27 protein-coding genes are annotated in these 26,566 nt (G+C 61.5%); all 27 read right to left on the minus strand.

Annotation, left to right across the window (positions count from 1 at the left end; all coding sequences use genetic code 11):
- Positions 1-5: 5 nt before the first annotated feature.
- Positions 6-746: a flagellar motor protein gene (locus AYR47_RS28755; protein WP_033900785.1), complete on the minus strand. Its 741-nt coding sequence runs from the start codon at positions 744-746 to the stop codon at positions 6-8.
- Positions 746-1,876 (minus strand): protein-glutamate methylesterase/protein-glutamine glutaminase, encoded by a 1,131-nt coding sequence (locus tag AYR47_RS28760; RefSeq protein WP_061449180.1) that lies wholly within the window; start codon positions 1,874-1,876, stop codon positions 746-748. The genes AYR47_RS28755 and AYR47_RS28760 overlap by 1 nt, the downstream gene beginning before the upstream one ends.
- 48 nt (positions 1,877-1,924) lie before the next feature.
- Positions 1,925-4,117: a chemotaxis protein CheA gene (locus AYR47_RS28765; protein ID WP_061449181.1), complete on the minus strand. Its 2,193-nt coding sequence runs from the start codon at positions 4,115-4,117 to the stop codon at positions 1,925-1,927.
- Positions 4,118-4,128: 11 nt separating this feature from the next.
- Positions 4,129-4,917: a protein phosphatase CheZ gene (locus AYR47_RS28770; protein WP_033900779.1), complete on the minus strand. Its 789-nt coding sequence runs from the start codon at positions 4,915-4,917 to the stop codon at positions 4,129-4,131.
- 18 nt (positions 4,918-4,935) lie between these two features.
- On the minus strand, positions 4,936-5,310 hold the full coding sequence (locus tag AYR47_RS28775) for a chemotaxis response regulator CheY (protein WP_015885173.1): 375 nt from the start codon (positions 5,308-5,310) through the stop codon (positions 4,936-4,938).
- Between the two features lie 167 nt (positions 5,311-5,477).
- Complete coding sequence (gene fliA, locus AYR47_RS28780) at positions 5,478-6,218, minus strand: RNA polymerase sigma factor FliA (protein WP_016976604.1); 741 nt, start codon at positions 6,216-6,218, stop codon at positions 5,478-5,480.
- Entirely contained in the window at positions 6,215-7,048 is an 834-nt protein-coding gene (gene fleN, locus AYR47_RS28785) for a flagellar synthesis regulator FleN (RefSeq protein ID WP_003192912.1), read from the minus strand. Before fleN ends, fliA begins: the two co-directional genes overlap by 4 nt.
- A gap of 105 nt (positions 7,049-7,153) precedes the next feature.
- Positions 7,154-8,470 carry a flagellar biosynthesis protein FlhF gene (flhF, locus tag AYR47_RS28790; protein WP_033900777.1) on the minus strand — a complete coding sequence of 439 codons (1,317 nt, stop codon included), beginning with the start codon at positions 8,468-8,470 and terminating at the stop codon, positions 7,154-7,156.
- A 12-nt stretch (positions 8,471-8,482) separates the two neighbouring features.
- A complete protein-coding gene (gene flhA / locus AYR47_RS28795) occupies positions 8,483-10,597 on the minus strand; it encodes a flagellar biosynthesis protein FlhA (protein ID WP_420492080.1) in 2,115 nt (704 codons plus the stop codon).
- A gap of 159 nt (positions 10,598-10,756) precedes the next feature.
- On the minus strand, positions 10,757-10,960 hold the full coding sequence (locus AYR47_RS28800; protein WP_061449182.1) for a cold-shock protein: 204 nt from the start codon (positions 10,958-10,960) through the stop codon (positions 10,757-10,759).
- Positions 10,961-11,313: 353 nt separating this feature from the next.
- Positions 11,314-12,450, minus strand: a complete 1,137-nt coding sequence (flhB, locus tag AYR47_RS28810; protein ID WP_061449183.1) for a flagellar biosynthesis protein FlhB — start codon at positions 12,448-12,450, stop codon at positions 11,314-11,316.
- Positions 12,451-12,453: 3 nt separating this feature from the next.
- Positions 12,454-13,239, minus strand: coding sequence for a flagellar biosynthetic protein FliR (fliR, locus tag AYR47_RS28815; protein WP_016976564.1), 786 nt, complete (start codon positions 13,237-13,239; stop codon positions 12,454-12,456).
- 4 nt (positions 13,240-13,243) lie between these two features.
- On the minus strand, positions 13,244-13,513 hold the full coding sequence (gene fliQ, locus AYR47_RS28820; RefSeq protein WP_010208761.1) for a flagellar biosynthesis protein FliQ: 270 nt from the start codon (positions 13,511-13,513) through the stop codon (positions 13,244-13,246).
- Positions 13,514-13,517: 4 nt separating this feature from the next.
- Complete coding sequence (fliP, locus tag AYR47_RS28825; protein WP_016976565.1) at positions 13,518-14,261, minus strand: flagellar type III secretion system pore protein FliP; 744 nt, start codon at positions 14,259-14,261, stop codon at positions 13,518-13,520.
- Positions 14,261-14,704 (minus strand): flagellar biosynthetic protein FliO, encoded by a 444-nt coding sequence (gene fliO, locus AYR47_RS28830; protein ID WP_033900767.1) that lies wholly within the window; start codon positions 14,702-14,704, stop codon positions 14,261-14,263. The genes fliP and fliO overlap by 1 nt, the downstream gene beginning before the upstream one ends.
- A gap of 1 nt (position 14,705) precedes the next feature.
- Positions 14,706-15,173 (minus strand): flagellar motor switch protein FliN, encoded by a 468-nt coding sequence (fliN, locus tag AYR47_RS28835; protein WP_033900765.1) that lies wholly within the window; start codon positions 15,171-15,173, stop codon positions 14,706-14,708.
- Positions 15,174-15,207: 34 nt separating this feature from the next.
- On the minus strand, positions 15,208-16,176 hold the full coding sequence (fliM, locus tag AYR47_RS28840) for a flagellar motor switch protein FliM (protein ID WP_027603859.1): 969 nt from the start codon (positions 16,174-16,176) through the stop codon (positions 15,208-15,210).
- A 9-nt stretch (positions 16,177-16,185) separates the two neighbouring features.
- On the minus strand, positions 16,186-16,686 hold the full coding sequence (gene fliL, locus AYR47_RS28845) for a flagellar basal body-associated protein FliL (RefSeq protein WP_033900763.1): 501 nt from the start codon (positions 16,684-16,686) through the stop codon (positions 16,186-16,188).
- Positions 16,687-16,923: 237 nt separating this feature from the next.
- Positions 16,924-18,264 (minus strand): flagellar hook-length control protein FliK, encoded by a 1,341-nt coding sequence (locus AYR47_RS28850; RefSeq protein ID WP_033900762.1) that lies wholly within the window; start codon positions 18,262-18,264, stop codon positions 16,924-16,926.
- 457 nt (positions 18,265-18,721) lie between these two features.
- Complete coding sequence (locus tag AYR47_RS28860) at positions 18,722-19,069, minus strand: Hpt domain-containing protein (protein ID WP_061449185.1); 348 nt, start codon at positions 19,067-19,069, stop codon at positions 18,722-18,724.
- Positions 19,070-19,099: 30 nt separating this feature from the next.
- On the minus strand, positions 19,100-20,818 hold the full coding sequence (locus AYR47_RS28865; protein ID WP_061449186.1) for an ATP-binding SpoIIE family protein phosphatase: 1,719 nt from the start codon (positions 20,816-20,818) through the stop codon (positions 19,100-19,102).
- Positions 20,815-21,120 carry an STAS domain-containing protein gene (locus AYR47_RS28870; protein WP_033900756.1) on the minus strand — a complete coding sequence of 102 codons (306 nt, stop codon included), beginning with the start codon at positions 21,118-21,120 and terminating at the stop codon, positions 20,815-20,817. Before AYR47_RS28870 ends, AYR47_RS28865 begins: the two co-directional genes overlap by 4 nt.
- 65 nt (positions 21,121-21,185) lie before the next feature.
- The gene (fliJ, locus tag AYR47_RS28875; protein WP_061449187.1) at positions 21,186-21,635 is read right to left on the minus strand and encodes a flagellar export protein FliJ; all 450 of its coding nucleotides are present in this window, start codon (positions 21,633-21,635) and stop codon (positions 21,186-21,188) included.
- 3 nt (positions 21,636-21,638) lie between these two features.
- Positions 21,639-22,997 (minus strand): flagellar protein export ATPase FliI, encoded by a 1,359-nt coding sequence (gene fliI, locus AYR47_RS28880; protein ID WP_010208746.1) that lies wholly within the window; start codon positions 22,995-22,997, stop codon positions 21,639-21,641.
- Entirely contained in the window at positions 22,987-23,751 is a 765-nt protein-coding gene (gene fliH / locus AYR47_RS28885; protein WP_033900754.1) for a flagellar assembly protein FliH, read from the minus strand. The genes fliI and fliH overlap by 11 nt, the downstream gene beginning before the upstream one ends.
- A gap of 10 nt (positions 23,752-23,761) precedes the next feature.
- A complete protein-coding gene (gene fliG, locus AYR47_RS28890) occupies positions 23,762-24,781 on the minus strand; it encodes a flagellar motor switch protein FliG (protein ID WP_010563975.1) in 1,020 nt (339 codons plus the stop codon).
- Positions 24,774-26,552 carry a flagellar basal-body MS-ring/collar protein FliF gene (fliF, locus tag AYR47_RS28895; protein WP_033900752.1) on the minus strand — a complete coding sequence of 593 codons (1,779 nt, stop codon included), beginning with the start codon at positions 26,550-26,552 and terminating at the stop codon, positions 24,774-24,776. Before fliF ends, fliG begins: the two co-directional genes overlap by 8 nt.
- Between the last annotated feature and the right edge of the window lie 14 nt (positions 26,553-26,566).

The raw sequence follows: 26,566 nt of genomic DNA on the forward strand, positions 1-26,566 counted from the left end.
TCCCATCAATCCATGAAGCCCTGGAGCTTCAATTCGATGGAGCGCGGGTTCTCGCCCTCGGCAATCGACAAGATGCCTTCGAGCAACATCTCGCGGTAACGCGACTGGCGCATGGCAATCGACTTGAGTTTGCTCGCCACCGGCAACAACACCAGGTTGGCACTGGCCACGCCATAGATAGTGGCGACAAACGCCACGGCAATACCGCTGCCCAGTTGCGAAGGGTCGGCCAGGTTGCCCATGACGTGGATCAGGCCCATCACCGCACCGATGATGCCGATGGTCGGCGCGTAGCCGCCCATGCTTTCGTAGACTTTGGCGGCGTTGATGTCGCGGCTTTCCTGGGTGTAGAAATCCACTTCAAGGATGCTGCGGATCGCTTCCGGTTCGGCACCATCGACCAGCAATTGCAGGCCTTTGCGTGCGTAGCTGTCGGGTTCCGCATCGGCCACGCCTTCCAGGCCCAGCAGGCCTTCCTTGCGCGCGGTGAGGCTCCAGTTGACCACACGGTCGATGCCACCCGGCAAGTCGACACGCGGCGGAAAAATGATCCAGATAAGGATCTGCATGGCGCGCTTGAACGAGCTCATGGGCGACTGCAACAATGCCGCGCCCACGGTGCCGCCGATCACGATCAACGCGGCCGGACCGTTGGCCAGGGCGCCGAGGTGACCGCCTTCGAGGTAGTTGCCGCCAATGATCGCGACAAACGCCATGATGATACCGATCAGGCTCAAGACATCCATTAGAGGCAGGCCTCCACCAGATGCTTGCCGATGTCGTCCAGGCTGTAGACGGCGTCGGCCAGATCGGCCTTGACGATGGCCATGGGCATGCCATAGATCACGCAGCTGGCTTCGTCCTGGGCCCAGATGGCGCTGCCGCCCTGCTTGAGCAGGCGCGCGCCTTCACGGCCGTCGGCGCCCATGCCGGTGAGCACCACCGCCAGAACTTTGTCGCCGTAGGACTTGGCCGCCGAACCGAAAGTGATATCCACGCACGGCTTGTAGTTCAGGCGCTCATCGCCCGGCAGGATTTTGATCGCGCCACGGCCGTCCACCATCATCTGCTTGCCACCCGGCGCCAGCAACGCCAGGCCCGGACGCAGGATGTCGCCATCCTCGGCTTCCTTGACGCTGATGCGGCACAGCTTGTCCAGGCGCTCGGCGAACGCTTTGGTGAAGGCTGCGGGCATGTGCTGGATCAACACGATCGGCGCCGGGAAGTTGGCCGGCAGTTGGGTCAATACGCGTTGCAGGGCCACCGGGCCGCCGGTGGAGGTGCCGATAGCCACCAGCTTGTAGGCTTTGCGTTTCGGCGCGGGCGAATGGGCAGCCGCAGGCGCAGCGGCGCGAACCGGTGCGACGGCAGGCCGTACAACCGGCGCAGGCGCTGGGCGAGCAAACGATGACGTCGGCGCAGCCGGTGCCGCAACCGGTGCAGGCGTCGGCGCGGGCGCGCTGAACAAGCTGCGACGGTTGCTGCGCGAAATGCTGTGCACTTTCTCGCACAGCAGTTGCTTGACCTTCTCGGGATTGCGCGAGATGTCTTCGAAATTCTTCGGCAGGAAGTCCACCGCACCAGCGTCCAGCGCATCCAGGGTGACCCGGGCGCCTTCGTGCGTCAGCGAGGAGAACATCAATACCGGGGTCGGGCAGCGTTGCATGATATGCCGGACTGCGGTGATGCCATCCATCATCGGCATCTCGTAGTCCATGGTGATCACGTCCGGTTTCAACGCAATGGCTTGATCAATCGCCTCTTTGCCGTTGGTGGCCGTGCCGACCACCTGGATCGTTGGATCGGCGGAAAGAATTTCCGAGACGCGGCGGCGGAAGAAACCCGAATCGTCCACCACCAGGACCTTGACTGCCATAAACACTCCGTTAGGCGGGGCGGGCAATACCGCCCTGCCCCACCAGAATCAAATACGCCGAGCGGCGTAACGCTTGAGCATGCTCGGAACATCGAGAATCAGCGCGATCCGACCGTCACCGGTGATGGTCGCACCCGACATGCCCGGGGTTCCCTGCAGCATTTTGCCCAAAGGCTTGATGACCACTTCTTCCTGGCCCACCAGTTGATCGACCACAAACCCGATGCGCTGGGTGCCCACGGAGAGAATCACCACATGGCCTTCGCGCTGCTCTTCATGCTTGGCCGATGCCACCAGCCAGCGCTTGAGGTAGAACAGGGGCAACGCTTTGTCGCGCACAATCACCACTTCCTGGCCGTCCACCACGTTGGTGCGCGACAGGTCGAGGTGGAATATCTCGTTGACGTTGACCAGCGGGAAGGCGAACGCCTGGTTGCCCAGCATCACCATCAGGGTCGGCATGATCGCCAAGGTCAACGGCACCTTGATGACGATCTTCGAGCCCTGGCCCTTGGTCGAGTAGATGTTGATCGAGCCATTGAGCTGGCTGATCTTGGTCTTCACCACGTCCATGCCGACGCCACGGCCGGACACGTCGGAAATCTCGGTCTTGGTCGAGAAGCCCGGGGCAAAGATCAGGTTGTAGCACTCGGTGTCGGTCAGGCGGTCGGCGGCGTCCTTGTCCATCACTCCACGCTTGACCGCGATGTTGCGCAGGATGGTCGGGTCCATGCCTTTACCGTCGTCAGTGATCGACAGCAGGATATGGTCGCCTTCTTGCTCCGCCGCCAGGATCACTTTGCCGCCACGGGACTTGCCCGAGGCTTCGCGTTCTTCCGGGGTTTCCACGCCGTGGTCAACGGCGTTGCGCACCAAGTGGACCAGCGGGTCGGCCAGGGCCTCGACAAGGTTCTTGTCGAGGTCGGTTTCTTCACCCACCAGTTCCAGGTTGATTTCTTTCTTCAGCTGACGCGCCAGGTCGCGGACCAGGCGTGGGAAGCGGCCGAAGACTTTCTTGATCGGCTGCATCCGCGTTTTCATCACGGCGGTCTGCAGGTCGGCTGTCACCACGTCGAGGTTCGACACGGCCTTTTGCATGGCTTCATCGCCGCTGCTCAGGCCCAGGCGCACCAGGCGGTTACGCACCAGTACCAGTTCGCCGACCATGTTCATGATGTCGTCCAGGCGTGCGGTATCAACCCGTACGGTGGTTTCGGCTTCACTGGCAGGCTTCTCGGCAACCGGAGCGGCGGCGGCGCGTGCCGGAGCAGGCGCTGCTACAGGCGCTGGCTTGGCGGCCGGAGCCGGCGCAGCGGCTTTGGCGGCAACCGGTGCAGCCGTGGCCACCGCTGCGGCCGGGGCCACTTCGCTGAACTTGCCCTTACCGTGCAATTCATCCAGCAGCGATTCGAACTCGTGATCGGAGATCAAACCATCGCCAGCCGGTGCTGCACTGGCAGCGGCAGGCGCTGCGGCCGTGGCGGCGACTTCCGGCAAGGCGTCGGCCACGAAGGTGCCCTTGCCGTGCAGTTGGTCGAGCAACGCTTCGAATTCGTCGTCGGTAATGTCGGTGCTGGCTTTAGCAGCAGGCGCCTCGGGCGCAGCGGCCGGTGCCACAGCGTCGGCCGCGAACTGGCCTTTGCCGTGCAACTGGTCGAGCAGGGATTCGAACTCAGCGTCGGTGATGTCTTCGCTGGTTGGCGCAGCGACAGGCGCCTTTGGCGCTTCTGCCTCGGCCTTCACGGCACTGAGGGAGTTGAGCAGCTGTTCGAACTCGCTGTCGGTCACATCCGGTTCGGCTTCGGCCACAGGCTCGGGCGCCGCCTCGACCACAGGCGCAGCCGAGGTGTCGGCCGGTTCCGCCAGGCGCGCCAGGGCGGCCAGCAGTTCCGGGGTGGCGGCAGTGATCGGTGCACGGTCGCGCACCTCGCTGAACATGCCGTTGACCGCATCCAGTGCTTCGAGAATCACGTCCATCAATTCCGAATCAACGTGACGCTCACCCTTGCGCAGGATGTCGAACACGTTTTCGGCGATGTGGCAGCACTCCACCAGCTCATGGAGCTGGAGGAAGCCGGCGCCCCCTTTTACAGTGTGAAAACCGCGAAAAATTGCATTGAGCAGGTTCGCATCATCCGGTCGGCTTTCCAGCTCGACCAGTTGCTCGGACAACTGCTCTAAAATTTCGCCGGCCTCTACAAGGAAATCCTGAAGGATTTCTTCATCGGCGCCGAAGCTCATGTGGGTGCTCCTTAGAAGCCTAAACTGGATAACAGGTCATCGACATCATCTTGACCCGATACAACGTCTTCACGTTTATCGGCATGAATCTGCGGACCTTCACCCTTGGCGAGATGTTTTTGTGGATCTTTTTCCGAGAGGATCGCTTCGCGGTCATGTTCAATGCCGGCAAAACGGTCTACCTGGCCTGCCATCAGCACTAATTTGAGCAAGTTGCTTTCCACTTCGGTGACCAACTGGGTCACACGCTTGATCACCTGACCGGTGAGGTCCTGGTAATCCTGGGCGAGCAGAATGTCGTTGAGGTTGCTGGAAACCGTGCGGTTTTCCTGCTCGCTGCGTGACAAGAACCCTTCGACCCGACGCGCCAATTCACGAAACTCTTCAGCGCCCACTTCGCGGCGCATGAAACGGCCCCAGTCGTTGCTCAGGGCCTGGGCTTCGTTGGCCATGCCGTTGACCAGGGGCGTGGCGTTTTCCACCAGGTCCATGGTGCGGTTGGCCGCCGCCTCAGTCAGCCTGACCACATAGGACAGGCGCTCGGTGGCATCGGTGATCTGCGAGATTTCCTCGGCCTGGGGCATATGCGGGTCAATCTGGAAATTGACGATCGCACTGTGCAGCTCGCGTGTGAGCTTGCCCACTTCCTGGTACAGGCCGCGGTCACGGGTCTGGTTGAGCTCATGGATTAACTGCACCGCGTCGCCGAACTGGCCTTTTTCAAGGCTGTCGACCAATTGGTGAGCATGCTTTTTCAGGGTCGACTCAAAGTCTCCCTGTGACGTTTCTTTATGCTCCATAGCTCCCCCGCGATGGCATTAGCCGTGGATGCGTTCGAAGATTTTCTCGATCTTCTCTTTCAAGGCCAATGCAGTGAATGGCTTGACCACGTAACCGTTTACCCCGGCTTGGGCGGCTTCGATGATCTGCTCACGCTTGGCTTCGGCGGTCACCATCAACACAGGCAGGCTGCGCAGTTTTTCGTCGGCGCGCACGTGGCGCAGCAAGTCGATACCGGTCATGCCCGGCATGTTCCAGTCCGTTACCAGAAAGTCGATGCTCCCGCTGTTGAGGATCGGAATCGCCGTAATGCCGTCATCCGCCTCGACCGTGTTAGTGAACCCAAGGTCACGCAACAGGTTTTTTATGATCCGCCGCATCGTTGAGAAGTCATCAACGATGAGGATTTTCATGTTCTTGTCCAATTCGACCTCCAAGCAGTCTTAAACGCGCCCAGCACCTGGACGCGCCATTTCAATCAACAGGCATTACACAAAAAGGACTGCCGGGGCACCACGGGTCGAACCCGCAAAGGCTGGTTGCCCTCGCGGTCTCGTCTGCAGTGTCCCCACACTGCCTGTCAGCGCGCTCGCCACTCTCCCAAACGCCCCCGCAAGCGGGCTGCGCACTGGCTGTGCAACTGGCTGACCCGCGACTCGCTGACCCCCAGGACCTCACCGATTTCCTTGAGGTTCAGCTCTTCGTCGTAGTACAGCGCCAACACCAGCCGCTCACGCTCCGGCAAATTGGCAATCGCGTCCGCCAACGCCCCCTGGAAACGCTCATCTTCCAGGTCACGCGATGGCTCCATATGAGCGCTCGCGCCGTCCTCGTGCAGCCCTTCGTGTTCGCCGTCCTGCAACAGGTCGTCGAAACTGAACAGGCGGCTGCCCAAGGTATCGTTCAAAATCCCGTAGTAATCGTCGAGACTCAATTGGAGTTCGGCCGCAACTTCGTGATCTTTAGCGTCGCGACCGGTTTTTGCTTCAATTGCCCGAATTGCGTCACTGACCATGCGTGTATTGCGATGCACCGAACGCGGCGCCCAATCACCTTTACGCACTTCATCGAGCATCGCGCCACGGATACGGATACCCGCATACGTCTCGAAACTCGCACCCTTGCTCGCGTCGTACTTGGTCGACACTTCGAGCAGGCCGATCATGCCCGCCTGGATCAGGTCTTCGACCTGGACGCTGGCGGGTAGGCGTGCCAGCAAGTGATAGGCGATACGCTTGACCAAGGGCGCGTAGCGCTCGATCAACTCGCCCTGACTGTCACGGGCAGACTTCTTGTACGCGTTGTAGCCAGTCGCTGTCATAGCACGGGTCCTGCGCTCGTCTGATGCACCAATCGCTCGACGAAAAACTCCAGATGCCCCCGAGGGTTGGCAGGCAACGGCCAGGTATCGACCTTCTGGGCAATAGCCTTGAACGCCAATGCGCATTTGGAACGAGGGAACGCTTCGTAGACTGCACGCTGCTTTTGCACAGCCTTGCGCACACACTCGTCGTAGGGAACTGCGCCGACGTATTGTAAGGCGACATCGAGGAAGCGATCCGTGACCTTGGTCAACTTGGCGAACAGGTTGCGCCCTTCCTGCGGGCTCTGGGCCATGTTGGCCAGGACGCGGAAGCGGTTCATGCCGTAGTCACGGTTAAGCAGTTTGATCAGGGCGTAGGCGTCGGTGATCGAGGTGGGTTCATCGCAGACCACCAGCAACACTTCCTGCGCGGCGCGCACGAAGCTGACCACGGACTCGCCGATCCCGGCGGCGGTGTCGATCACCAGCACGTCGAGGTTGTCGCCGATATCACTGAACGCCTGGATCAGGCCGGCATGCTGCGCCGGGCTCAGGTGCACCATGCTCTGGGTGCCGGAGGCGGCCGGCACGATACGGATGCCACCGGGCCCCTGCAGCAGCACATCGCGCAGCTCACAGCGGCCTTCGATCACATCGGCAAGCGTATGTTTGGGCGTCAGCCCCAGCAGAACGTCGACGTTCGCCAGCCCCAGGTCAGCATCCAGCAGCATGACGCGACGGCCAAGCTCTGCCAGGGCCAGGGACAAATTCACTGACACGTTAGTTTTCCCGACGCCACCTTTGCCGCCGGTCACCGCGATCACCTGTACGGGATGCATGCTGCCCATTTTATTTCTTTACCTTGTCTTGCTTAGACGCAGGCTACATGGCTTGGCCGCGTGAATCGCTTGCAGACCATCGATGTAGATACATTTCACGGTGTTCATCCTGCCTCAACCCACCCGTTTTGCCGGGTTGTGGTAGAGGTCGGCGAACATATCGGCCATCGCTTCCTCGCTAGGCTCTTCTTGCATTTGCACGCTGACTGCACGGCTGACCAACTGATGACGGCGCGGCAGATGCAGATCATCCGGAATCCGCGGCCCGTCGGTCAGGTAGGCGACCGGCAGTTCATGACTGATGGCCAGGCTCAGCACCTCGCCCAGGCTCGCGGTTTCATCGAGCTTGGTGAGGATGCAACCGGCCAGGCCGCAGCGTTTGTAGCTGTGGTATGCAGCGGTAAGAACCTGTTTCTGGCTGGTGGTTGCAAGCACCAGGTAATTTTTCGACTTGATGCCACGCCCGGCCAGGCTTTCCAGTTGCATGCGCAATGCCGGGTCGCTGGCTTGCAGGCCGGCGGTGTCGATCAAGACCACGCGTTTGCGCAGCAGCGGGTCGAGGGCGTTGGCCAGGGACTGGCCCGGGTCTACATGGGTCACCGACACATTGAGAATGCGGCCCAACGTCTTGAGCTGTTCCTGGGCACCAATACGGTAGCTGTCCATGCTCACCAGCGCGATATTCTGCGCGCCGTATTTGAGGACGTAGCGGGCCGCGAGCTTGGCCAGGGTGGTGGTCTTGCCCATGCCGGCAGGGCCGACCATGGCAATCACACCGCCTTCTTCCAGGGGTTCGATTTCCGGGGTGACGATCATCCGCGCCAGGTGGGCCAGCAACATGCGCCAGGCCTGGCGAGGTTCTTCGATTTCGGTGGTCAGCGCCAGCAGGTCGCGGGACAACGGGCCGGACAGGCCGATGCGTTGCAGGCGACGCCACAGGTTGGCTTGTTGCGGCTTGCTGCCTTGCAGCTGGTTCCACGCCAGCGAGCCCAACTGCACTTCCAGCAGTTCACGCAGGCCGTTGAGTTCAAAACGCATCGAATCGAACACCCGCTGGTCAACCGCAGGCGCCGGAGCAGGCGCAGCAGGACGCGGCGGTTCTTTGAAGGTCGGCTCGACCAGCGGCTCGGCAGCGGTCAGCGGCAAGCCGGCGAACAACTGGCGATTGGTGGTGGCATCGCTGTCGCCGCGCATGCTCAGTTCAGCCTGGGCCGAGACAATGCGCGAAGCGGTCTTGCGCAGCTCGTCTTCGAGCTCCATGTTCGGCACACGCGGCGCCAAGGCCTGGGGGGTGTAATCCAGGGCAGCCGTCAGCTCGACACCGCCGGCAATACGACGGTTTCCGATAATCGCGGCGTCGGCGCCCAGCTCATCACGCACCAGTTTCATGGCCTGACGCATATCGGCGGCGAAAAAACGCTTCACTTGCATAACCCACTACCCTCAGCCGTTGGGCCCTACTGTCGCGACGATAGTCACTTGCTTGTTGTCAGGAATTTCCTGATAAGCCAAAACGTGCAAATTCGGTACTGCCAGGCGTCCAAACCGCGACAACATCGCCCGGACGGGGCCTGCCACCAGCAGAATCACCGGTTGGCCCTGCATTTCCTGGCGCTGTGCGGCGTCGATCAACGAGCGCTGCAGCTTCTCAGCCATGCTTGGCTCCAGCAGAACGCCCTCTTCCTGGCCTTGTCCTGCCTTCTGAATACTATTGAGCAATATTTGTTCCAACCTTGGCTCCAAGGTGATCACAGGCAGCTCGGAGTCAAGCCCTACAATGCTTTGGACGATTGCGCGCGACAATCCGACGCGCACCGCGGCCACCAGGGCGGCAGTATCTTGACTCTTGGCGGCATTGTTGGCGATGGCCTCGGCAATGCTGCGGATATCGCGGACCGGCACCTGTTCGGCCAGCAGTGCCTGCAACACCTTGAGCAATTGCGACAGTGACAGAATGCCCGGCACCAGTTCTTCGGCGAGTTTTGGCGACGCTTTGGCCAGCAACCCCATCAATTGCTGGACTTCCTCGTGGCCAATCAGCTCGTGGGAGTGCTTGTACAGGATCTGGTTGAGGTGCGTCGCGACCACGGTGCTGGCGTCCACCACCGTGTAGCCGAGGGATTGTGCCTGGCTGCGCTGGCTGATTTCGATCCATACCGCGTCCAGGCCAAAAGCCGGATCTTTGGCGGTGATGCCGTTGAGGCTGCCGAACACCTGCCCAGGGTTGATCGCCAGTTCGCGGTCCGGGTAGATCTCGGCTTCGGCCAGGATCACGCCCATCAGGGTCAGGCGGTAGGCACTCGGCGCCAGGTCGAGGTTGTCGCGGATGTGCACGGTGGGCATCAAGAAGCCCAGGTCCTGGGACAGTTTCTTGCGCACGCCCTTGATCCGCGCGAGCAGTTGGCCGCCCTGGTTGCGGTCCACCAGTGGGATCAGGCGGTAGCCGACTTCCAGGCCGATCATGTCGATTGGGGTAACGTCATCCCAGCCAAGCTCCTTGGTTTCCTGGGCGCGGGCCGGGGATGGCAGCAGTTCCTGCTGGCGTGCGATTTCCTGCTGGGCAATCACTTTGACCTGGTTCTGCTTCTTCCAGAACAGGTACGCAGCACCGCCAGCCAGGGCCGCCATGCTCAGGAATGACACGTGCGGCATGCCCGGCACGATACCCATGATCGCCATGATGCCCGCCGCTACGGCCAGCGCCTTGGGCGAAGCGAACATCTGCCGGCTGATCTGCTTGCCCATGTCCTCGGAGCCCGAAGCACGGGTCACCATGATGGCCGCCGCTGTTGATAACAACAGTGATGGCAATTGCGCCACTAAACCGTCACCGATGGTCAGCAAGGCGTAGACCTTGCCCGCATCGCCAAAGGTCATGCCGTGCTGGAAGATACCCACGGCCATGCCGCCAATGAGGTTGATGAACAGGATCAACAAGCCGGCGATGGCGTCACCGCGCACGAATTTGCTGGCACCGTCCATGGAACCGTAGAACTCGGCTTCCTGGGCCACTTCCAGGCGGCGCGACTTGGCCTGGTTCTGGTCGATCAGGCCGGCGTTGAGGTCGGCGTCGATAGCCATCTGTTTGCCGGGCATCGCGTCGAGGGTAAACCGCGCGCTCACCTCGGAAATCCGCCCGGCGCCCTTGGTCACCACCACGAAGTTGATGATCATCAGGATCGCGAACACCACGATACCAACCACGTAGTTACCGCCGATCACCACCTCACCGAAGGCCTGGATCACCTTACCGGCAGCGGCATGGCCGTCCTGGCCGTGGAGCATGACCACACGCGTCGACGCCACGTTCAGCGCCAGGCGCAATAGGGTCGCCACCAGCAGAATGGTCGGGAATACCGCGAAATCCAATGGCCGCAGGGCGTATACGCACACCAGCAAGACCACGACGGACAGGGCAATGTTGAAGGTAAAGAACACGTCCAGCAGGAACGGCGGCATCGGCAACATCATCATTGCCAGCATCACCAGCAACAACAACGGCACACCCAGATTGCCTCGCGAGAGGTCAGTCAGGGTGCTGCGGGCGTTGCCGAGCATTTGAGAGCGATCCACCACCGGTATTCCTCGTGTCCTTTGAAGCAAAGTTTTGACGCCTGGAGGCGTCCTGGAGGCGGTATTGCAAGAAGCCTTCCAACTTTTGCTCTAAGGGTCAGATCGCTCTCAGACATTGCCTTGAAAGCATCGATGAGGACGAAACTACAAGGGTTTGACGTTATCGGCCTGTGGGCCTTTTGGACCTTGAACGATGCCGTATTCGACTTTCTTGCCTTCTTCGAGGGTTCTGAAGCCATCGATTTTTATCGCGGAATGGTGGACAAATACATCTGCACTTCCATCGTTCGGCGAAATAAACCCAAACCCCTTCGCTGCGTTAAACCATTTCACCGTACCTGTTGCCATTGCCGTTCTCCTGACTTACGGGATAACGCGAACGTCGGATGCATAGACCGCGTCAGGCCCATGGACTCTCCGGACTTCCACCCGTAGGCCCACGGCTAGCCGAATGCCTCGCGAACCGATGAAATTCACTCGCACGTCATCTTCGCCATTTTCCAGGACAATCAAACCCACCCCGGATTGCTGGTTGTAATATTTGACAGCGCCTCTGACCGCCTTCAAAACCTCTCTCCCTGCATCTCATCTACAGCTTTCGCGCAGTGCTTCAGGCAATAGAACCGCGAGAACGGCCCTGTGACTACTGTCAAAGTTGACAGGTAGACAGGCATTCACGACGGGTGGTAGGGAGTAAGAAATCAGAAATCGCGGCGCAAATCCGGCGGAATCGGCAGATCCTTGAGCGGATCCGGCCGCTTGCCCTTGCCCGCGCGGTACTGGCGAATCTGATAGACATACGCCAGCACCTGGGCCACGGCCAGGTAAAGCCCGGCCGGGATTTCCTGGTCCAGGTCGGTGGAATAGAAAATCGACCGCGCCAATTCCGGCGACTCCAGCAACAGGATGTCGTTGGCCACCGCAATTTCACGGATCTTCAGCGCCGTAAAGTCACTGCCCTTGGCCAACAGCATCGGCGCGCCGCCCTTCTCCGGGTCGTATTTGAGGGCCACGGCGTAGTGGGTCGGGTTGGTGATGACCACGTCGGCGTCGGGCACCGCGCCCATCATCTTGCGCTGGGACATTTCCCGTTGCAGCTGGCGAATACGCTGTTTGACCTCGGGACGGCCCTCCTGGTCCTTGTGCTCATCGCGCACTTCCTGCTTGGTCATCAGCAGTTTCTTGTGGCTCTCCCACAACTGAATCGGCGCATCCACTGCGGCAATGATGATCAGCCCGGCGGCCATCCACAGCGCGCTCCAGCCCACCACCTGCACGCTGTGGATGATCGCCGACTCAAGCGGTTCATGGGCGATGCGCAGCAGGTCGTCGATGTCGGACGACAACACCATCAACGCCACAAACAGGATCAGGATGAATTTGGCCAGGGCCTTGAGCAGCTCCACCAAGGCCTTGGCGGAAAACATGCGCTTGAGCCCTGCAGCCGGGTTCATGCGGCTGAACTTGGGCGCCAGGCTGCCGGCGGCGAAAAGCCAGCCACCGAGGGCGACCGGGCCGATCAGCGCGGCCAGCAGCAAAGTGATCAGGATCGGCTGCACCGCCAGGATCGCGATCTTGCCCGAGTGCAGCAGGTACTGGCCCATGGCATCGGGGTTGAGCAGTACTTCACGGGGCAAGGTGAAGTTGTGTTTCATCAACTCCATCAAGTCCAGCGCCAGGCCACCGCCGTAGATCAGCAAGGCGCCAGCGCCGGCCATCATGGTCGCCACGGTGTTCAGCTCTTTGGAGCGCGCAATCTCGCCCTTTTCCCGGGAGTCCTTTTTGCGTTTCTCCGTGGGGTCTTCTGTTTTGTCCTGACCACTCTCGCTCTCGGCCATGGCTCAGCGCGCCCGTGCCAGATCACGTAAGAACTGCAAAGCGTCGGTCGCCAGCGGTTGATACTGATTGAGAATGTCGGCCAGGCCGATCCAGAAAATCCCCATGCCCAAGACCAGGGTCAACGGGAAACCAATCGAGAAGATGTTCAGCTGCGGCGCCGCACGGGTCATCACGCCGAACGCGATGTTGACCACCAGCAACGCGGTAATCGCCGGCAACACCAGCAACAGCGACGCGCCGAAGACCCAGCCCAGGCGCCCGACGATTTCCCAGAAATGATTGACCACCAGCCCCGAGCCCACCGGCAAAGTAGTGAAGCTTTCAGTCATCACCTCAAACGCCACCAAGTGGCCGTTCATCGCCAGGAACAACAAGGTCACCAGCATGGTCAGGAATTGCCCGATCACCGCCGCCGACACACCGTTGGTAGGGTCGACCATGGAGGCGAAGCCCATGCCCATCTGGATCGAGATGATCTGGCCGGCCACCACGAAGGCCTGGAAAAACAGCGTGAGGGAAAAGCCCATTAGTGCGCCGATCAGGATCTGTTCGGCAATCAGCAGCAAGGCGCTGAGGTCAATGGCATTGACCGGCGGCATCGGCGGCAAACCCGGCACGATCACCACGGTAATCGCCACCGCGAAGTACAGGCGCACGCGACGTGGTACGAGGGTGGTGCCGAACACCGGCATGGCCATCAACATCGCCGTCACGCGAAACAGCGGCAGGATGAAGGACGCCACCCAGGTGCTGATCTGGGTGTCGGTCAATGCCAGCAACGACTGCATCCGGTCAGCCGATCAACTGCGGAATACTGCCGTACAACTGCAGGATGTATTCCATGAAGGTCTGTACCAGCCACGGGCCAGCCACGATCAGGGTGACCAGCATCACCAGCAGGCGCGGCAAAAAGCTCAAGGTCTGTTCGTTGATCTGGGTCGCGGCCTGGAACATCGCCACCAGCAGGCCCACCAACAGGCTGGGCACCACCAGCACGGCGACCATCACGGTGGTCAGCCATAGCGCTTCGCGGAACAGGTCGACAGCTACTTCTGGCGTCATCGCGCTATACCCCGCCGAAACTGCCGGCCAACGTGCCGATAATCAGTGCCCAGCCGTCCACCAGCACAAACAGCATGATCTTGAACGGCAACGAGATGATCAGCGGCGACAGCATCATCATACCCATGGCCATCAGCACGCTCGCCACCACCAGGTCGATGATCAGGAACGGGATGAAGATCATGAAGCCGATCTGGAACGCGGTTTTCAATTCGGAGGTGACGAACGCCGGCACCAGGATGGTCAGCGGCGCCTGATCCGGGGTGGCAATGTCGGTGCGCTTGGACAGGCGCATGAACAGCTCAAGGTCGCTGGAGCGGGTTTGCGACAGCATGAAGTCCTTGATCGGGCCCTGGGCCTTGTCGATCGCGTCCTGGGCGGTCATTTTCTCCGCCAGGTAAGGTTGTAGCGCTTGCTGGTTCACCTTGTCGAACACCGGCGCCATGATGAACAGCGTCAGGAACAAGGCCATGCCGGTGAGGATCTGGTTCGACGGCGTCTGCTGCAGGCCCAGGGCCTGGCGCAGAATCGAGAACACGATGATGATCCGCGTGAAGCTGGTCATCAGCATGACAAACGCCGGGATAAAGCTCAGCGCGGTCATGATCAGCAGGATCTGCAGGCTGACCGAATATTCCTGCGCGCCGGCCGCGTTGGTCCCCAGCGTGATCGCCGGGATCGACAACGGATCGGCGCCAAACGCCAATGGCGCGGCCAACAACAGCATGAGCGTCAATAAAACGCGCATTACTTCTTATCCTTCTGATCCTTGCCCAGCAACTCCATCAGGCGCTGGGCGAATTCTGGCGTGGCGGACTGGCTCTGATCCACGCTCACCGGGGTCTTGAGCACGTGCAGCGGGGTGATGCGACCGGGCGTGATGCCCAGCAGGATCTGCTCCTCGCCGACTTGCACCAGCACCAGCCGATCACGCGGGCCGAGGGCGCGGGAACCGATCATCTCGATTACCTGGCCATTGCCCGGCCCCACGCGCTGCACGCGGCGCAGCAGCCAGGCCAGTGCGAAGATCAAACCCACCACCAGCAACAGGCCCAGCACCAACTGGGTCAATTGCCCGCCGATGCCGCTGCTCACCACCGGCGTTGCGGCTGCGGTGGCTTGCGCAACCGGCTCAGCCGCCAGGGCGCTCAATGGCAGCGCCAGAAACAGTCCCGCCATCGAATACTTCATCTCAGCGCAACTTCTTGATGCGTTCGCTCGGGCTGATCACGTCGGTCAGGCGGATGCCGAACTTCTCGTTGACCACCACCACTTCGCCGTGGGCAATCAGGGTGCCATTGACCAGCACGTCCAGCGGCTCGCCGGCCAGGCGGTCCAGCTCGATCACCGAACCCTGGTTGAGTTGCAGCAGGTTGCGGATGTTGATTTCGGTGCTGCCGACTTCCATGGAGATCGACACCGGAATGTCGAGGATCACGTCCAGGTTCGGGCCATCGAGGGTCACCGGGTCGTTGTTCTTCGGCACGCTGCCGAATTCTTCCATCGGCAGGCGGTTGCCGGCCGGGGCGGTGGCGGCATCAGCGGCCAGCAGCGCATCGATGTCGTCCTGGCCGACATCGCCGGTTTCTTCCAGGGCAGCCGCCCATTCGTCAGCCAGGGCCTGGTCTTCGGCGGAAGTGTTTTCGTGTTCGGTAGCCATTACATGTCCTCGGCGGAGCAGAAATTAGTGTTGATCAGCGACGATTGATCGGTTCAACCACTTGAAGAGCTAAGTTGCCTTTGTGGGAACCGAGCTTGACCTTGAATGACGGCACGCCGTTGGCGCGCATGATCATTTCGTCCGGCAATTCGACGGGGATGATGTCCCCCGGCTGCATGTGCAAAATATCGCGCAGGCGCAACTGGCGACGGGCCACGGTGGCGCTCAGTGGCACGTCGACGTCCAGCAAGTCTTCGCGCAGGGCCTTGACCCAACGCTCGTCCTGGTCGTCCAGGTCGGACTGGAAGCCAGCGTCGAGCATCTCGCGCACCGGCTCGATCATCGAGTACGGCATGGTCACGTGCAGGTCGCCGCCACCGCCATCGAGTTCGATGTGGAAGGTGGAGACCACAATGGCTTCGCTGGGGCCGACGATGTTGGCCATGGCCGGGTTCACTTCCGAGTTGATGTACTCGAAATTGACTTCCATGATCGCCTGCCAGGCTTCCTTCAAGTCGATGAAGGCCTGCTCCAGCACCATGCGCACCACCCGCAATTCGGTCGGGGTGAACTCACGACCTTCGATCTTGGCGTGACGGCCGTCGCCGCCAAAGAAGTTGTCCACCAGCTTGAACACCAGCTTGGCATCCAGGATGAACAGCGCGGTGCCGCGCAGCGGCTTGATCTTGACCAGGTTGAGGCTGGTGGGCACGTACAGCGAGTGCACGTATTCACCGAACTTCATCACCTGCACGCCGCCCACCGCCACGTCCGCCGAGCGGCGCAACATGTTGAACATACTGATGCGGGTGTAGCGGGCGAAACGTTCGTTGATCATCTCCAGGGTCGGCATGCGTCCACGGACGATGCGATCCTGGCTGGTGAGGTCATAACTTTTGACGCTGCCGGGCTCGGCAGCCATTTCGGTCTGTACCAGACCATCGTCGACGCCATGCAGCAGCGCGTCGATCTCATCCTGGGACAGCAGGTCTTGCACGGCCATGTCGTGATCCTACTGCAATACGAAGTTAGTGAAGAGCGCCTGCTCGACCACGACTTTGCCGAGTTCCTTCTGGGCCACTTCCTGCACGCTGGCGGTGACCTTCTGGCGCAGCATTTCCTGGCCCACCGGGGTGGCAAGTGTGTCGAAGCTCTGGCTGGAGAACAGCATCACCAGGTTGTTACGGATCACCGGCATGTGCACCTTGAGGGCGTCCAGGTCCGAGGCATTACGCGCCAGCAAGGTGATGCTCACCTGCAGGTAGCGTTGGCGGCCGTTCTGGTTGAAATTGGCGACAAAGGCCGGAAGCATCGGCTCGAAGATTGCCGGTTGCTTGACGTTACTGGCGGTTTCGGCGGCAGGTGCCGGCTTGCTGGCACTGCTGTGCATGATGTACCAGGTGCCGCCGACCGAGGCGCCGATGGCCAGGAGCAGGCCCAGGACTATCAACAGGATAAGCTTGAGCTTACCTTTGCCTGCGGGTGCTTTTGCTGCGTCGTCGCTCTTCGCCATGCCAATAATCCGTCACTATTCGGGGATTCATAGATCTACGGAAAGGCAAGAGCAAGTGTTATGCCAGAGTTGTATGGGAGAAAGGGACACATGTCACGCTGGAGATCCCATGTGGGAGCGGGCTTGCTCGCGAATGGGGTATGTCAGTTGATACATCTGTCACTGATCCACCGCATTCGCGAGCAAGTCGAGTCGTCGCACCGCCGCTCCCACATTTAGGCCTGTGCAGGGCTCGAGTCAGGCGTAGTAGTCGACGGCGCTGGAGCCGATCACAGTAGAGGTCACGGGTGCCACGGCTTCAGCCACGTCAACGTGCGCGCCGCTGTCGCCGCTGTCACTACGTCCGCCGCTGCGGCTCACGCCACCGGTCTGGGCCTGCTGCTGTTGTTGCTCCTGGCCACGGGACTGGTCGGACACGTTCACATCCACCTGCCCCATGCCCTGTTGGGCGAACATCTCGCGCAAACGGCCGGACTGGCTTTCCAGCGCCTCACGCACCACCGGGTGAGCGCTCATGAAGTTGACCTGGGCTTGCTGGTCGGCGGTCATGTTGACCTTGATATCCAGGCGACCGAGCTCGGCCGGCTGCAACTGGATCTCCGCCGACTTGAGGTTGGCGCTGGACAGGTACATCACGCGGTTGACGATTTCGTCGGTCCAGCCGCTCTGGTGCATGGCCAACGGCGCATTGGTCACCGGCGGCAAGGCGTTGGCGGTTTTTGGCGTGGCGGCCTGGGTCAATGCCGCCAGGCGGTTGGCGAAGTCATCGACACGGGTGTCGCTGCTGGCGTTCTTCAGGTCCTTGAGGCCGTCTTCGATCAGCCCGCCGAAGGCCTTGTCACCGCCCGTGTCAGTGCTGTCCTTGGTGGCTTGCTGGTCGACCATATTGGCCAGGCCGGCGGCAAAGTTCTGTGCGGCGGTGGGTTGATCCTGGGTCGGGGCCGGGGCGGTTTTGGCCTGGGCCTGACTGCTGGCCGAGACGTGACCGCCCTGCTCCATCGCCAGGCGCACGGCGGGCATGGCGTCCAATGGGTCGGCTTCCGGGTCAAAGACTGGCTTGGCTTCCTCGGTCGCCGCTACCGGTGCTGCGACTACCGGCTGGGCCTTGTCATCCTTGACCGTGGTGACTGGCGCCGCCGGGGTTTCCACCGGCACTGGCACGGCTATCGGAGTGACGGTGGCAATCAGGGCCGGGTCGACCACCGGGTCAGCCGGAGGCTGCTGCACCAGGGTCGGGTCGGTTGGCGCGTCATCATCTTTGCTGGCGCTGTCGTCGGTCTTGGCCGGTGGGGTGGCAGGCAAGGTATTGCCGCTATCGGCAACGGCTGGCGTGCTGGCGGCAGGTTTGTCGCTGCTGGCCGCTGGCTTGACGCTGGCGTCGGAGGACTTGCCGGCGGTGGGCTTGGGCGAGTTGTCGTCGGGCTTGACCGTGGGTTTGGAAGCCTGGTTGGCGAACACTTGAGCGAAGCCAGGGCCCTTGTCCCGTGGGTCCGCAGCCACTGCCGGTGGGTTGGCGGCGGGCGCTTGAGGCTTGGCCGCGGGGGCAGCCTGAAGGAGCGAATTCGGGGCGACTGGCATAGGTAAAGGTCTCCACTGCATGGGGGTCGGGGATGCAGTATTGGGAGGTAGAGCAAGAGTTGGGCCAGGTTTGGGTTTTGGTGTGTATATCCGTTTTTTGGGTAACGGCTGGTATGGGTTCCGCCCTTACGGCGGGTCACTTTGGAAAAGCCGGAATGCCGGCCCAGCCCAAAGTAACCAAAGGGCTCTTGCCCCAACGCTCGGTGTGGCCGAACGCAGGCTTTGGAGCGTGGGTAACCCGGCAGGACGCCGGGTTAGCCGCGCTGGGCCAAGGATGGCCCATCGCGGCGGCCCACGCTCCAAAGCCGGAGTGAGGGCACACCGAGCCTAAGCGAGGTGCCGAGTGTTGGGGCGAAGACCTTTTGCTTACTTTTGGGTCTTTCCAAAAGTGAGCCGCCGTAAGGGCGGAACCCTAAGCAGCCGTTACCGCAGCAACGGATATGTACTCAACAAATCGTCAAATCTGAAACCGCTGCCGCTCCGTCTCATACAACGGCTTCACCAAAGCAAACTCCCGATCAATCTGATCCACCAACTCCCCCAGATCCCCAACCGCAGACCCAACAGACTCAGCCTCCAACCGCTGACACAACTGCGCCAACCGCACCGCCCCAAGGTTCCCACTGCTCCCCTTGAAACTATGCGCAATCCGCCCCAACGCCTTCGCATCATCCCTAGCCTTGCGCAACGCCTCGACGCGCTTCTGGGAATCATCAAGAAAGGTATCCAGCAACTTCGGATACTCGCCTTCCATGACTTCCTGCAAACCCGACAGCACCTGCGGGTCCAGATGTAGATCAACCACTTGCTCGCTCCCTGATCAAGAATCGGCGAATTATGCCAGAGCCCCCCAGCAAAACTCCACGCACACACTGCGCCCGCCATCCGACCAGCCTACATGGCTGCTCAACTGACGGACCAGGCTCAAGCCCCGGCCAGACAGACGGTCGATATCCAGCGGCCGCGCCAGCACCTGGTCCACATCAAACCCCGGGCCGCTGTCTTCGATACGCAGGGTCATCCTCCCGCCCGCCTCAGTCGGCACCACCTGCACATGCACCCGGATATACCCGCTGTCGAGTTGCGCCAGGCGGTCATTACGCTGGCGGTAATACTCGGCAAACCCCAGGGCATCACGCTTTAGCCGCGAATCCAGCCCCAGCACCCCATGCTCAAGGGCATTGGAATACAACTCGGCCATCACGCTGTACAACGCCCCGCTCTGCTCGCGCAGGCCATGGATCTCCAACAACAGTTGCAGCAGATACGGCAACGGGTTGTAGCGTTTCAAGGTTTCGGCGCGGAACTCGAAACTCACCGACCAATCCAGCGGGCACGACTGCCCACTGTCCGCATACAACGGCCCGGAGGCACGCAGTGGCTGGCCAGGCTGCAAGGTGATTTCCACCAGGCTCACGTCATCGCGCACTTCACCGCGAAATGCCGCCAGGGCCTGTTCGATCTCTCCAAACAAACGATCAGGCTCGCGATTGGTGGCAAACACCTGCTGCAAACGTTCGGCGCCGAACAGTTGGTCGTTGGCATCGGCGGTATCCAGCACCCCATCGGACAACAGGAATACCCGGTCGCCCAGGGCCATCGGCCAGACTTCAGTACGATCATCAAAGGCTTCGGCCGAGAGCACCCCCAACGGCAAATGCCGCGATTCCAGCGGCGTGCGTTTGCCGGTGGCGATTTCATGCACGTAGCCTTCGGGCATGCCGCCGTTCCACACCTCCACGACTCGCCGCTGCGTGCTCAGGCACAACAGGGTGGCGCAGCAGAACATGTCCACCGGCAGGATGCGCTTGAGCTTGGCGTTCATCTCGCGCAGGGTCTGTGCCAGGCCGTAGCCCTTGGCCGTCATGCCGTAGAACACTTCAGCCAGGGGCATGGCCCCCACTGCCGCCGGCAGGCCATGGCCGGTAAAGTCGCCGAGCATCACGTGCATGTCACCGGACGGCGTATAGGCCGCCAACAGCAAGTCACCGTTAAACAGCGCATAGGGCGATTGCAGGTAACGGATATTCGGCGCGGCATTGATGCAGCCCGAATGCGCGACCTTATCGAACACCGCCTTGGCTACCCGCTGCTCGTGCAGAAGATAGTCGTGATGCTTGGCGATCAGGTCGCGCTGCTGCAGGACCGTGGCCTGCAACCGGCGCAGGCGGTCCATGGCGTTGATCTTCGCCGCGAGAATCAGCTGGTTGTAGGGTTTGGGCAGGAAGTCATCGCCGCCGGCATCCAGGCACTGGGCCAGGGCTTCGCTCTCGCGCAGGGAGGTGAGAAAAATCAGCGGCACCAGCTCTTCACCCGCCAACTGCTTGATCCGGCGTGCCGCTTCAAAGCCGTCCATCACCGGCATCAGCGCGTCCATCAACACCAGTTGCGGGCGCTCACGGGTAAACACTTCGACTGCCTCAGCGCCGTTAGTGGCCGTGAGCACCTGATGACCCTGGCGCCGGATGATGGTCGACAGCAACAGCAGGTCGGCGGCGCTGTCTTCGGCGATCAGGATCGTCAGCGGTTCGATGATCGGGGCCAGGGCGCTCAACTGATGTCGAACAGTTTGTCGAAGTTGGAGATGGCGAGGATCTTGCGCACGTCGGAGTTGCTGTTGATCACCTGAACTTCAGCATTATCGCCACCGGCATGGTCGCGCAACAGCAGGAGCATGCCCAGGGCGGAACTGTCCATGTAGGTGGCCTCTTTCAGGTCGACGACGTACAACTCAGGCACTTTATAGAAACGCTCGTAGGCATCACGAAATGCCTGATGGCTGCCGAAATCAAACCGGCCCTTGACCGCTATCGTCAACTTCGTCCCGTCCAGGGATACTTCTGACTCGACTGACATGCGACTGCTTCCTTGTCATTGGCAATGACACAAGGTTTAGCAGGAGAAGGACATGTGGGCAACTCTCAATAGACGTCTTTGCGCGGCATGCGCTGAGACAGCTCGTCGAGCAACTTCTGCTCGCGCTTGTCTTCCAGTGCCCGCGCTTCGTCGATATAACGCTGTACCAGCTTGCGCAGGCCTTCAACCCGTGCAAACGCGGCCTGCCAGCTTTCGCGGGCTTTATCGAGGTTGTTCTGGTGCCAGGCCAGGCTTTGGCGCTGCTGGCCGACGGCCGTTTCCAGTTGGTTGAGAAAGCCCTGGTAGCCCATCAGCCACTGGCCCGAGACACCATTAGAGCCCCGCTCGATCCACTGCTGTTGGTATTCGCCACGAAAGCGCTCGAGATCGCCCAGCTTGCTTTCCGCCAGGCGCACCTGGCCCTGGAAGTAACCCAGGCGCTGCACGGCGGTTTTCTCGGCCTTTTCGGCCATGTCCACCACCGGTGCCAGGCGCGCGGCGCGGCTGTTGGCCATGGCTTAGCCGCCCGGCGCCGGGGCGAAGATCGACTGCAGGTGCGCTTCGCTTTCGCCCATGCTGATCTTGTCGTTGAGGCCCTGGCGCAGGTAGGTCACCAACTGCGGTTGCAGGGCAATGGCCAGGTCGGTGTCGCGATCGCCGCCCGCCACGTAGGCGCCGACGCTGATCAGGTCGCGGCTCTGTTGGTAGCGCGACCACAGCTGCTTGAACTGTTGTGCACGGATCATGTGTTCCGGCGTCACCACGGCCGGCATCACCCGGCTGATGGACGCTTCGATATCGATGGCCGGGTAGTGCCCCTCTTCAGCCAAGCGCCGCGACAGCACGATGTGACCGTCGAGCACGCCCCGCGCCGAGTCGGCAATCGGGTCTTGCTGGTCATCGCCTTCGGACAGCACGGTGTAGAACGCGGTGATCGAGCCGCCCCCGGCTTCGGCGTTACCGGCACGCTCCACCAGTTTGGGTAGCTTGGCGAACACCGACGGCGGATAGCCCTTGGTCGCGGGCGGCTCGCCGATGGCCAGGGCAATCTCCCGCTGGGCCTGGGCGAATCGGGTCAGCGAGTCCATCAGCAACAAGACATTCTTGCCCTTGTCGCGGAAATATTCGGCGATGCGCGTGCAGTACATGGCGGCGCGCAGGCGCATCAGCGGCGCATCGTCCGCCGGGGACGCAACGACGACCGAGCGCTTGAGGCCCTCTTCACCGAGGCTGTGCTCGATAAATTCCTTTACCTCGCGGCCCCGTTCGCCGATCAGCCCGACCACGATGATGTCGGCCTCGGTAAAGCGCGTCATCATGCCCAGCAGTACTGATTTACCTACGCCGGTACCGGCAAACAGGCCCAGACGCTGGCCACGGCCGACCGTCAATAATCCGTTGATGCTGCGAATGCCCACGTCCAGCGGCACGCTGATGGGGTTACGGTTGAGCGGGTTGATGGTGGGGCCGTCCATCGGCACCCAGTCTTCGGCCTTCATGCCGCCTTTGCCATCCAGCGCGCGACCGGCGCCGTCAAGTACACGGCCGAGCATGCTCATGCCCATCGGCAGGCGGCCGGTGTCGGCCAAGGGCACCACGCGGGCGCCGGGGGCAATGCCCGCCAGGCTGCCCACGGGCATCAGGAAAATCTTGCTGCCGGAGAAGCCCATCACTTCGGCTTCGACCTGCACCGGGTGGTAGCTGTCGTCGTTGATCACCATGCAGCGGCTGCCCATGGCCGCGCGTAGACCCTCGGCTTCGAGGGTCAGGCCGACCATGCGCAGCAGGCGCCCTTCAAGGATCGGCTGGCCAGGCAACTCGGCGGCTTCGGCATAACCGCTCAAGCGCTTGGCGAAACTGGTGCGATCAAGGCGCATCGGGGGCGTCCAGGTCCACGCTCAGGTCAGGCTCGGCAGGGTTCAACACCTGCTCATGGGCCTGATCCAACAGCTTGGCCATGATCTGGCTGATGCGGGTTTCCACCGTGGCATCGATGCGGCTGTGTTCGGTCTCGACGCGGCAACCACCGGGTTGCAGCGACGCGTCCTCGACGATGCGCCAGGTTTCTTCATGGCGCTCGCGCAGGGCTTTGACCTGTTCGAAATCCTGCGGATTGATGTACAGCCGTACATTGCCGACGCCCAGGGGCAGCAGCTTGAGGGCTTCGCGCATCACGCTTTCGATATGGCTGGAGTCCAGCACCAGCTCACGCTGGATCACCTGGCGGGCGATGTGCTGCACCAACTCGACCATGGCTTTTTCGATCTGCGAGTCCTGCTCGGCGATGGGGTCGAACAGCCCGCCCATCAAGCGTTCAAGGCTGACCAACTTGACGCTCAGCGCCTCCTCGGCTTCCTGGCGGACCTTGAGGGTGGTGCTGCGAAAACCATCTTTTTCACCTGCCGCGAAGCCCTCGTTGTAGGCCTCCTGGCGGATGGCTTCCAACTCTTCCAGGGTCAGTGGCTGGACTTCATCCAGCGGCACTTCTTCCATTTCCGCCGGTGGCTCTTCAACCGGTTCAGGCTCGGGCTCGGGCACATGCGGATCGAAGCTGGGCAACGACCAGATGTCGAACCCACCGACGTCCCGTGCGCGAATCAGATCGCTGGGCGCCTCATCTTTGTTCGACATGAGAGGCGCCTTAGATCATTTCTTCGCCGCCCTTCCCGCCGAGAACGATTTCTCCGGCTTCGGCCATACGGCGGGCAATGGTGAGGATTTCTTTCTGCGCGGTTTCCACGTCGCTGACGCGTACCGGGCCTTTGGCTTCCAGGTCGTCGCGCAACAGTTCCGAGGCGCGCTTGGACATATTCTTGAAGATCTTTTCCTTGACGCCTTCGTCCGATCCCTTGAGGGCCAGCACCAGCACATCGGAGGACACTTCGCGCAGCAACGCCTGGATGCCACGGTCGTCGACATCGGAAAGGTTGTTGAACACGAACATGAGGTCTTCGATCTGGCCGGACAGGGTGTCGTCGATCTCGCGGATCGAGTCCATCAACTGGCCTTCGACCGAGCTGTCGAGGAAGTTCATGATGTCGGCCGCGCGCTTGATACCGCCCAGGGTGGTACGCGAGGCATTCGAGTTGCCGGAGAACTGCTTCTCCAGAATCGTGTTGAGTTCTTTCAGGGCCGCCGGCTGCACGGTGTTCAGCGACGACACACGCAGGATGATGTCCAGGCGCACCTTATGGTCGAAGTGGCCAAGCACTTCACCGGCCTGGTCCGGGTCGAGGTAGGCCACAACGATCGCCTGGATCTGCGGGTGCTCGTAGCGGATCACATCGGCCACGGCACGCGGTTCCATCCATTTCAGGCTGTCGAGGCCGCTGGTGTTGCCACCGAGCAGGATGCGGTCGATCAGGCCGTTGGCCTTGTCTTCGCCCAGGGCCGAGGTGAGCATCTTGCGGATGTAGCTGTCGGAGCCGACGCCCAGGCTGGTCTGGTCGCCGACGATCTCGACGAACTCGCTCATCACCTGCTCGACTTGCTCGCGGTGCACATTGCGCATCTGCGCCATGGCCACGCCGACGCGCTGAACCTCTTTGGGGCCCATGTGGCGCAGCACTTGGGCGGCGTCGGTTTCACCGAGGGACAGCAGCAAGACTGCGGCTTTGTCGACCTTGGTGAGCTTGGCAACAGCGGCTCGATTATCACTCATCTGCGTTGATCCACTCTTTCACGACCTGGGCCACACGGCCCGGGTCTTCTGCCACCAGACTCTTGATTGCGTTCAGCTGAGCGTCGTAACCCTCGCTCGGGCTTGGCAACAGGATGCTTTGCGGGCCGCCAAGGCTGACGCGGTCGTTGGCCAGTTCGCCGTCGAGGCCGCCCATGCCACCCAATTCCACGTCGCCACCGGCCAGGGCCAGCTGTTTCTTGCCGTTGCCGGTGATGTTGTTGAGCACCGGACGCAGCACACCGAACACCAGCACCAGGATGAACAACACACCCAGCACTTGCTTGACGATGTCCCAGAACCACGGCTGCGAGTAGAACGACGGTTCAGCGATCACTTCGCCACGCTCGGCGGAGAACGGCATGTTGATCACGCTGACACTGTCACCCCGGCTGGCGTCAAAACCGACGGCGTCCTGCACCAGGCGAGTGAAGCGCGCCAATTCGTCGGCGGTCCAGGGGGCACGGGTAACGGCGCCATCGGCGGCATTGACCTTGACCTGGTCATCCACCACCACCGACACCGACAGGCGATTGACGCGGCCCTGTTGTTGCTTGGTGTGGCTGATGGAACGGTCGAGCTCGAAGTTCTTGGTGGACTGGTTACGTTTGTCCGCCGGGTACGGGGCGAGCATCGGCTGGCCGGTGGCCGGGTCCATGATCTGCTGACCGTTGGCGTCCAACAATGGCTGGCCTGGCTGGATCGCGCCAGCGCTGGCAGCGGTGCCACCGGTGGTTTGCGGGGCCGAAGCCGGGGCTGGCGGCTGGTTGCTCAAGGCGCCGGGCACACCTTGCGGCGGACCATTGGCGGCGGTGCGTTGTTCGCTGGTGGACTGCTCGCTGCGCAAAGCAGGCTGGTCCGGGTTGAATTGCTCGGAGGTCGACTCGACGGCGCTGAAGTCCACGTCGGCGGACACTTCAGCCTTGTAGCGGTCGTTGCCCAGCACCGGTTGCAGGATGTTGTGTACACGCTGGGTGAGCATGCTTTCCACACGACGACTGTAGTCGAACTGCTTGCCAGCCTGGGTCAGCGCGGAGTTTTCGCCCTGATCGGACAGCAGGTTGCCCTTCTGGTCCACCACGGTGATCTGCGATTTGCTCAGTTCGGGCACGCTGGTGGCGACCAGGTTGACGATCGCCAGGACCTGGCCAGGCTCCAGAGAGCGGCCGGCAAACAGCTCAACCAAGACCGAAGCACTTGGCTTGCGCTCGTCGCGCACAAACACCGAGCTTTTCGGAATGGCCAGGTGCACGCGGGCACCCTTGACGTTGTTCAGGCTGGAGATGGTGCGCGCCAGTTCGCCTTCCAGGCCGCGACGGTAGCGGGTGGCTTCCATGAACTGGGAAGTCCCCAGGCCCTGGTCCTTGTCGAGGATCTCGAAACCGATATTGCTGTCGGACGGGGTCACGCCAGCGGCGGCGAGTTTCATGCGCGCACGGGCCACGTCGTCGGCCTTGACCAGCAGGGCCCCGGAGTTGGGCTCCACGGTGTAGGCGATGTCGGCGGCGGCCAGGGTTTCCATGATCTGCTTGGAATCCATGCCCGCCAGGCTGCCGTACAGCGGCCGGTAATCGGGTTGCTGCGACCACAACACCACGGCAAAACCAATCGCCACGCTCGCTGCCAGGCCGACCATCAGGCCCACCTGACGCAGCATGGTCATTTCGGAGAGGTTTTCCAGGAACGACAGGCCAAACAGCGGCGGCTTGCCGTCTGCCTTGGCGGGTGCGTTGTCCACGACTGCTTCTGCCATGACTTAAATCTCGT

The sequence above is a fragment of the Pseudomonas azotoformans genome (genome assembly GCF_001579805.1).
Classification (GTDB): Bacteria; Pseudomonadota; Gammaproteobacteria; order Pseudomonadales; family Pseudomonadaceae; genus Aquipseudomonas; species Aquipseudomonas azotoformans_A.

Coding starts and splice junctions, on each gene's coding strand:
- AYR47_RS28755 (WP_033900785.1), bottom strand. CDS start 746: ATGGATGTCTTGAGCCTGATCGGTATCATCATGGCGTTTGTCGCGATC.
- AYR47_RS28760 (WP_061449180.1), bottom strand. CDS start 1,876: ATGGCAGTCAAGGTCCTGGTGGTGGACGATTCGGGTTTCTTCCGCCGC.
- AYR47_RS28765 (WP_061449181.1), bottom strand. CDS start 4,117: ATGAGCTTCGGCGCCGATGAAGAAATCCTTCAGGATTTCCTTGTAGAG.
- AYR47_RS28770 (WP_033900779.1), bottom strand. CDS start 4,917: ATGGAGCATAAAGAAACGTCACAGGGAGACTTTGAGTCGACCCTGAAA.
- AYR47_RS28775 (WP_015885173.1), bottom strand. CDS start 5,310: ATGAAAATCCTCATCGTTGATGACTTCTCAACGATGCGGCGGATCATA.
- fliA (WP_016976604.1), bottom strand. CDS start 6,218: ATGACAGCGACTGGCTACAACGCGTACAAGAAGTCTGCCCGTGACAGT.
- fleN (WP_003192912.1), bottom strand. CDS start 7,048: ATGGGCAGCATGCATCCCGTACAGGTGATCGCGGTGACCGGCGGCAAA.
- flhF (WP_033900777.1), bottom strand. CDS start 8,470: ATGCAAGTGAAGCGTTTTTTCGCCGCCGATATGCGTCAGGCCATGAAA.
- flhA (WP_420492080.1), bottom strand. CDS start 10,597: ATGCTCGGCAACGCCCGCAGCACCCTGACTGACCTCTCGCGAGGCAAT.
- AYR47_RS28800 (WP_061449182.1), bottom strand. CDS start 10,960: ATGGCAACAGGTACGGTGAAATGGTTTAACGCAGCGAAGGGGTTTGGG.
- flhB (WP_061449183.1), bottom strand. CDS start 12,450: ATGGCCGAGAGCGAGAGTGGTCAGGACAAAACAGAAGACCCCACGGAG.
- fliR (WP_016976564.1), bottom strand. CDS start 13,239: ATGCAGTCGTTGCTGGCATTGACCGACACCCAGATCAGCACCTGGGTG.
- fliQ (WP_010208761.1), bottom strand. CDS start 13,513: ATGACGCCAGAAGTAGCTGTCGACCTGTTCCGCGAAGCGCTATGGCTG.
- fliP (WP_016976565.1), bottom strand. CDS start 14,261: ATGCGCGTTTTATTGACGCTCATGCTGTTGTTGGCCGCGCCATTGGCG.
- fliO (WP_033900767.1), bottom strand. CDS start 14,704: ATGAAGTATTCGATGGCGGGACTGTTTCTGGCGCTGCCATTGAGCGCC.
- fliN (WP_033900765.1), bottom strand. CDS start 15,173: ATGGCTACCGAACACGAAAACACTTCCGCCGAAGACCAGGCCCTGGCT.
- fliM (WP_027603859.1), bottom strand. CDS start 16,176: ATGGCCGTGCAAGACCTGCTGTCCCAGGATGAGATCGACGCGCTGCTG.
- fliL (WP_033900763.1), bottom strand. CDS start 16,686: ATGGCGAAGAGCGACGACGCAGCAAAAGCACCCGCAGGCAAAGGTAAG.
- AYR47_RS28850 (WP_033900762.1), bottom strand. CDS start 18,264: ATGCCAGTCGCCCCGAATTCGCTCCTTCAGGCTGCCCCCGCGGCCAAG.
- AYR47_RS28870 (WP_033900756.1), bottom strand. CDS start 21,120: ATGTCAGTCGAGTCAGAAGTATCCCTGGACGGGACGAAGTTGACGATA.
- fliJ (WP_061449187.1), bottom strand. CDS start 21,635: ATGGCCAACAGCCGCGCCGCGCGCCTGGCACCGGTGGTGGACATGGCC.
- fliI (WP_010208746.1), bottom strand. CDS start 22,997: ATGCGCCTTGATCGCACCAGTTTCGCCAAGCGCTTGAGCGGTTATGCC.
- fliH (WP_033900754.1), bottom strand. CDS start 23,751: ATGTCGAACAAAGATGAGGCGCCCAGCGATCTGATTCGCGCACGGGAC.
- fliG (WP_010563975.1), bottom strand. CDS start 24,781: ATGAGTGATAATCGAGCCGCTGTTGCCAAGCTCACCAAGGTCGACAAA.
- fliF (WP_033900752.1), bottom strand. CDS start 26,552: ATGGCAGAAGCAGTCGTGGACAACGCACCCGCCAAGGCAGACGGCAAG.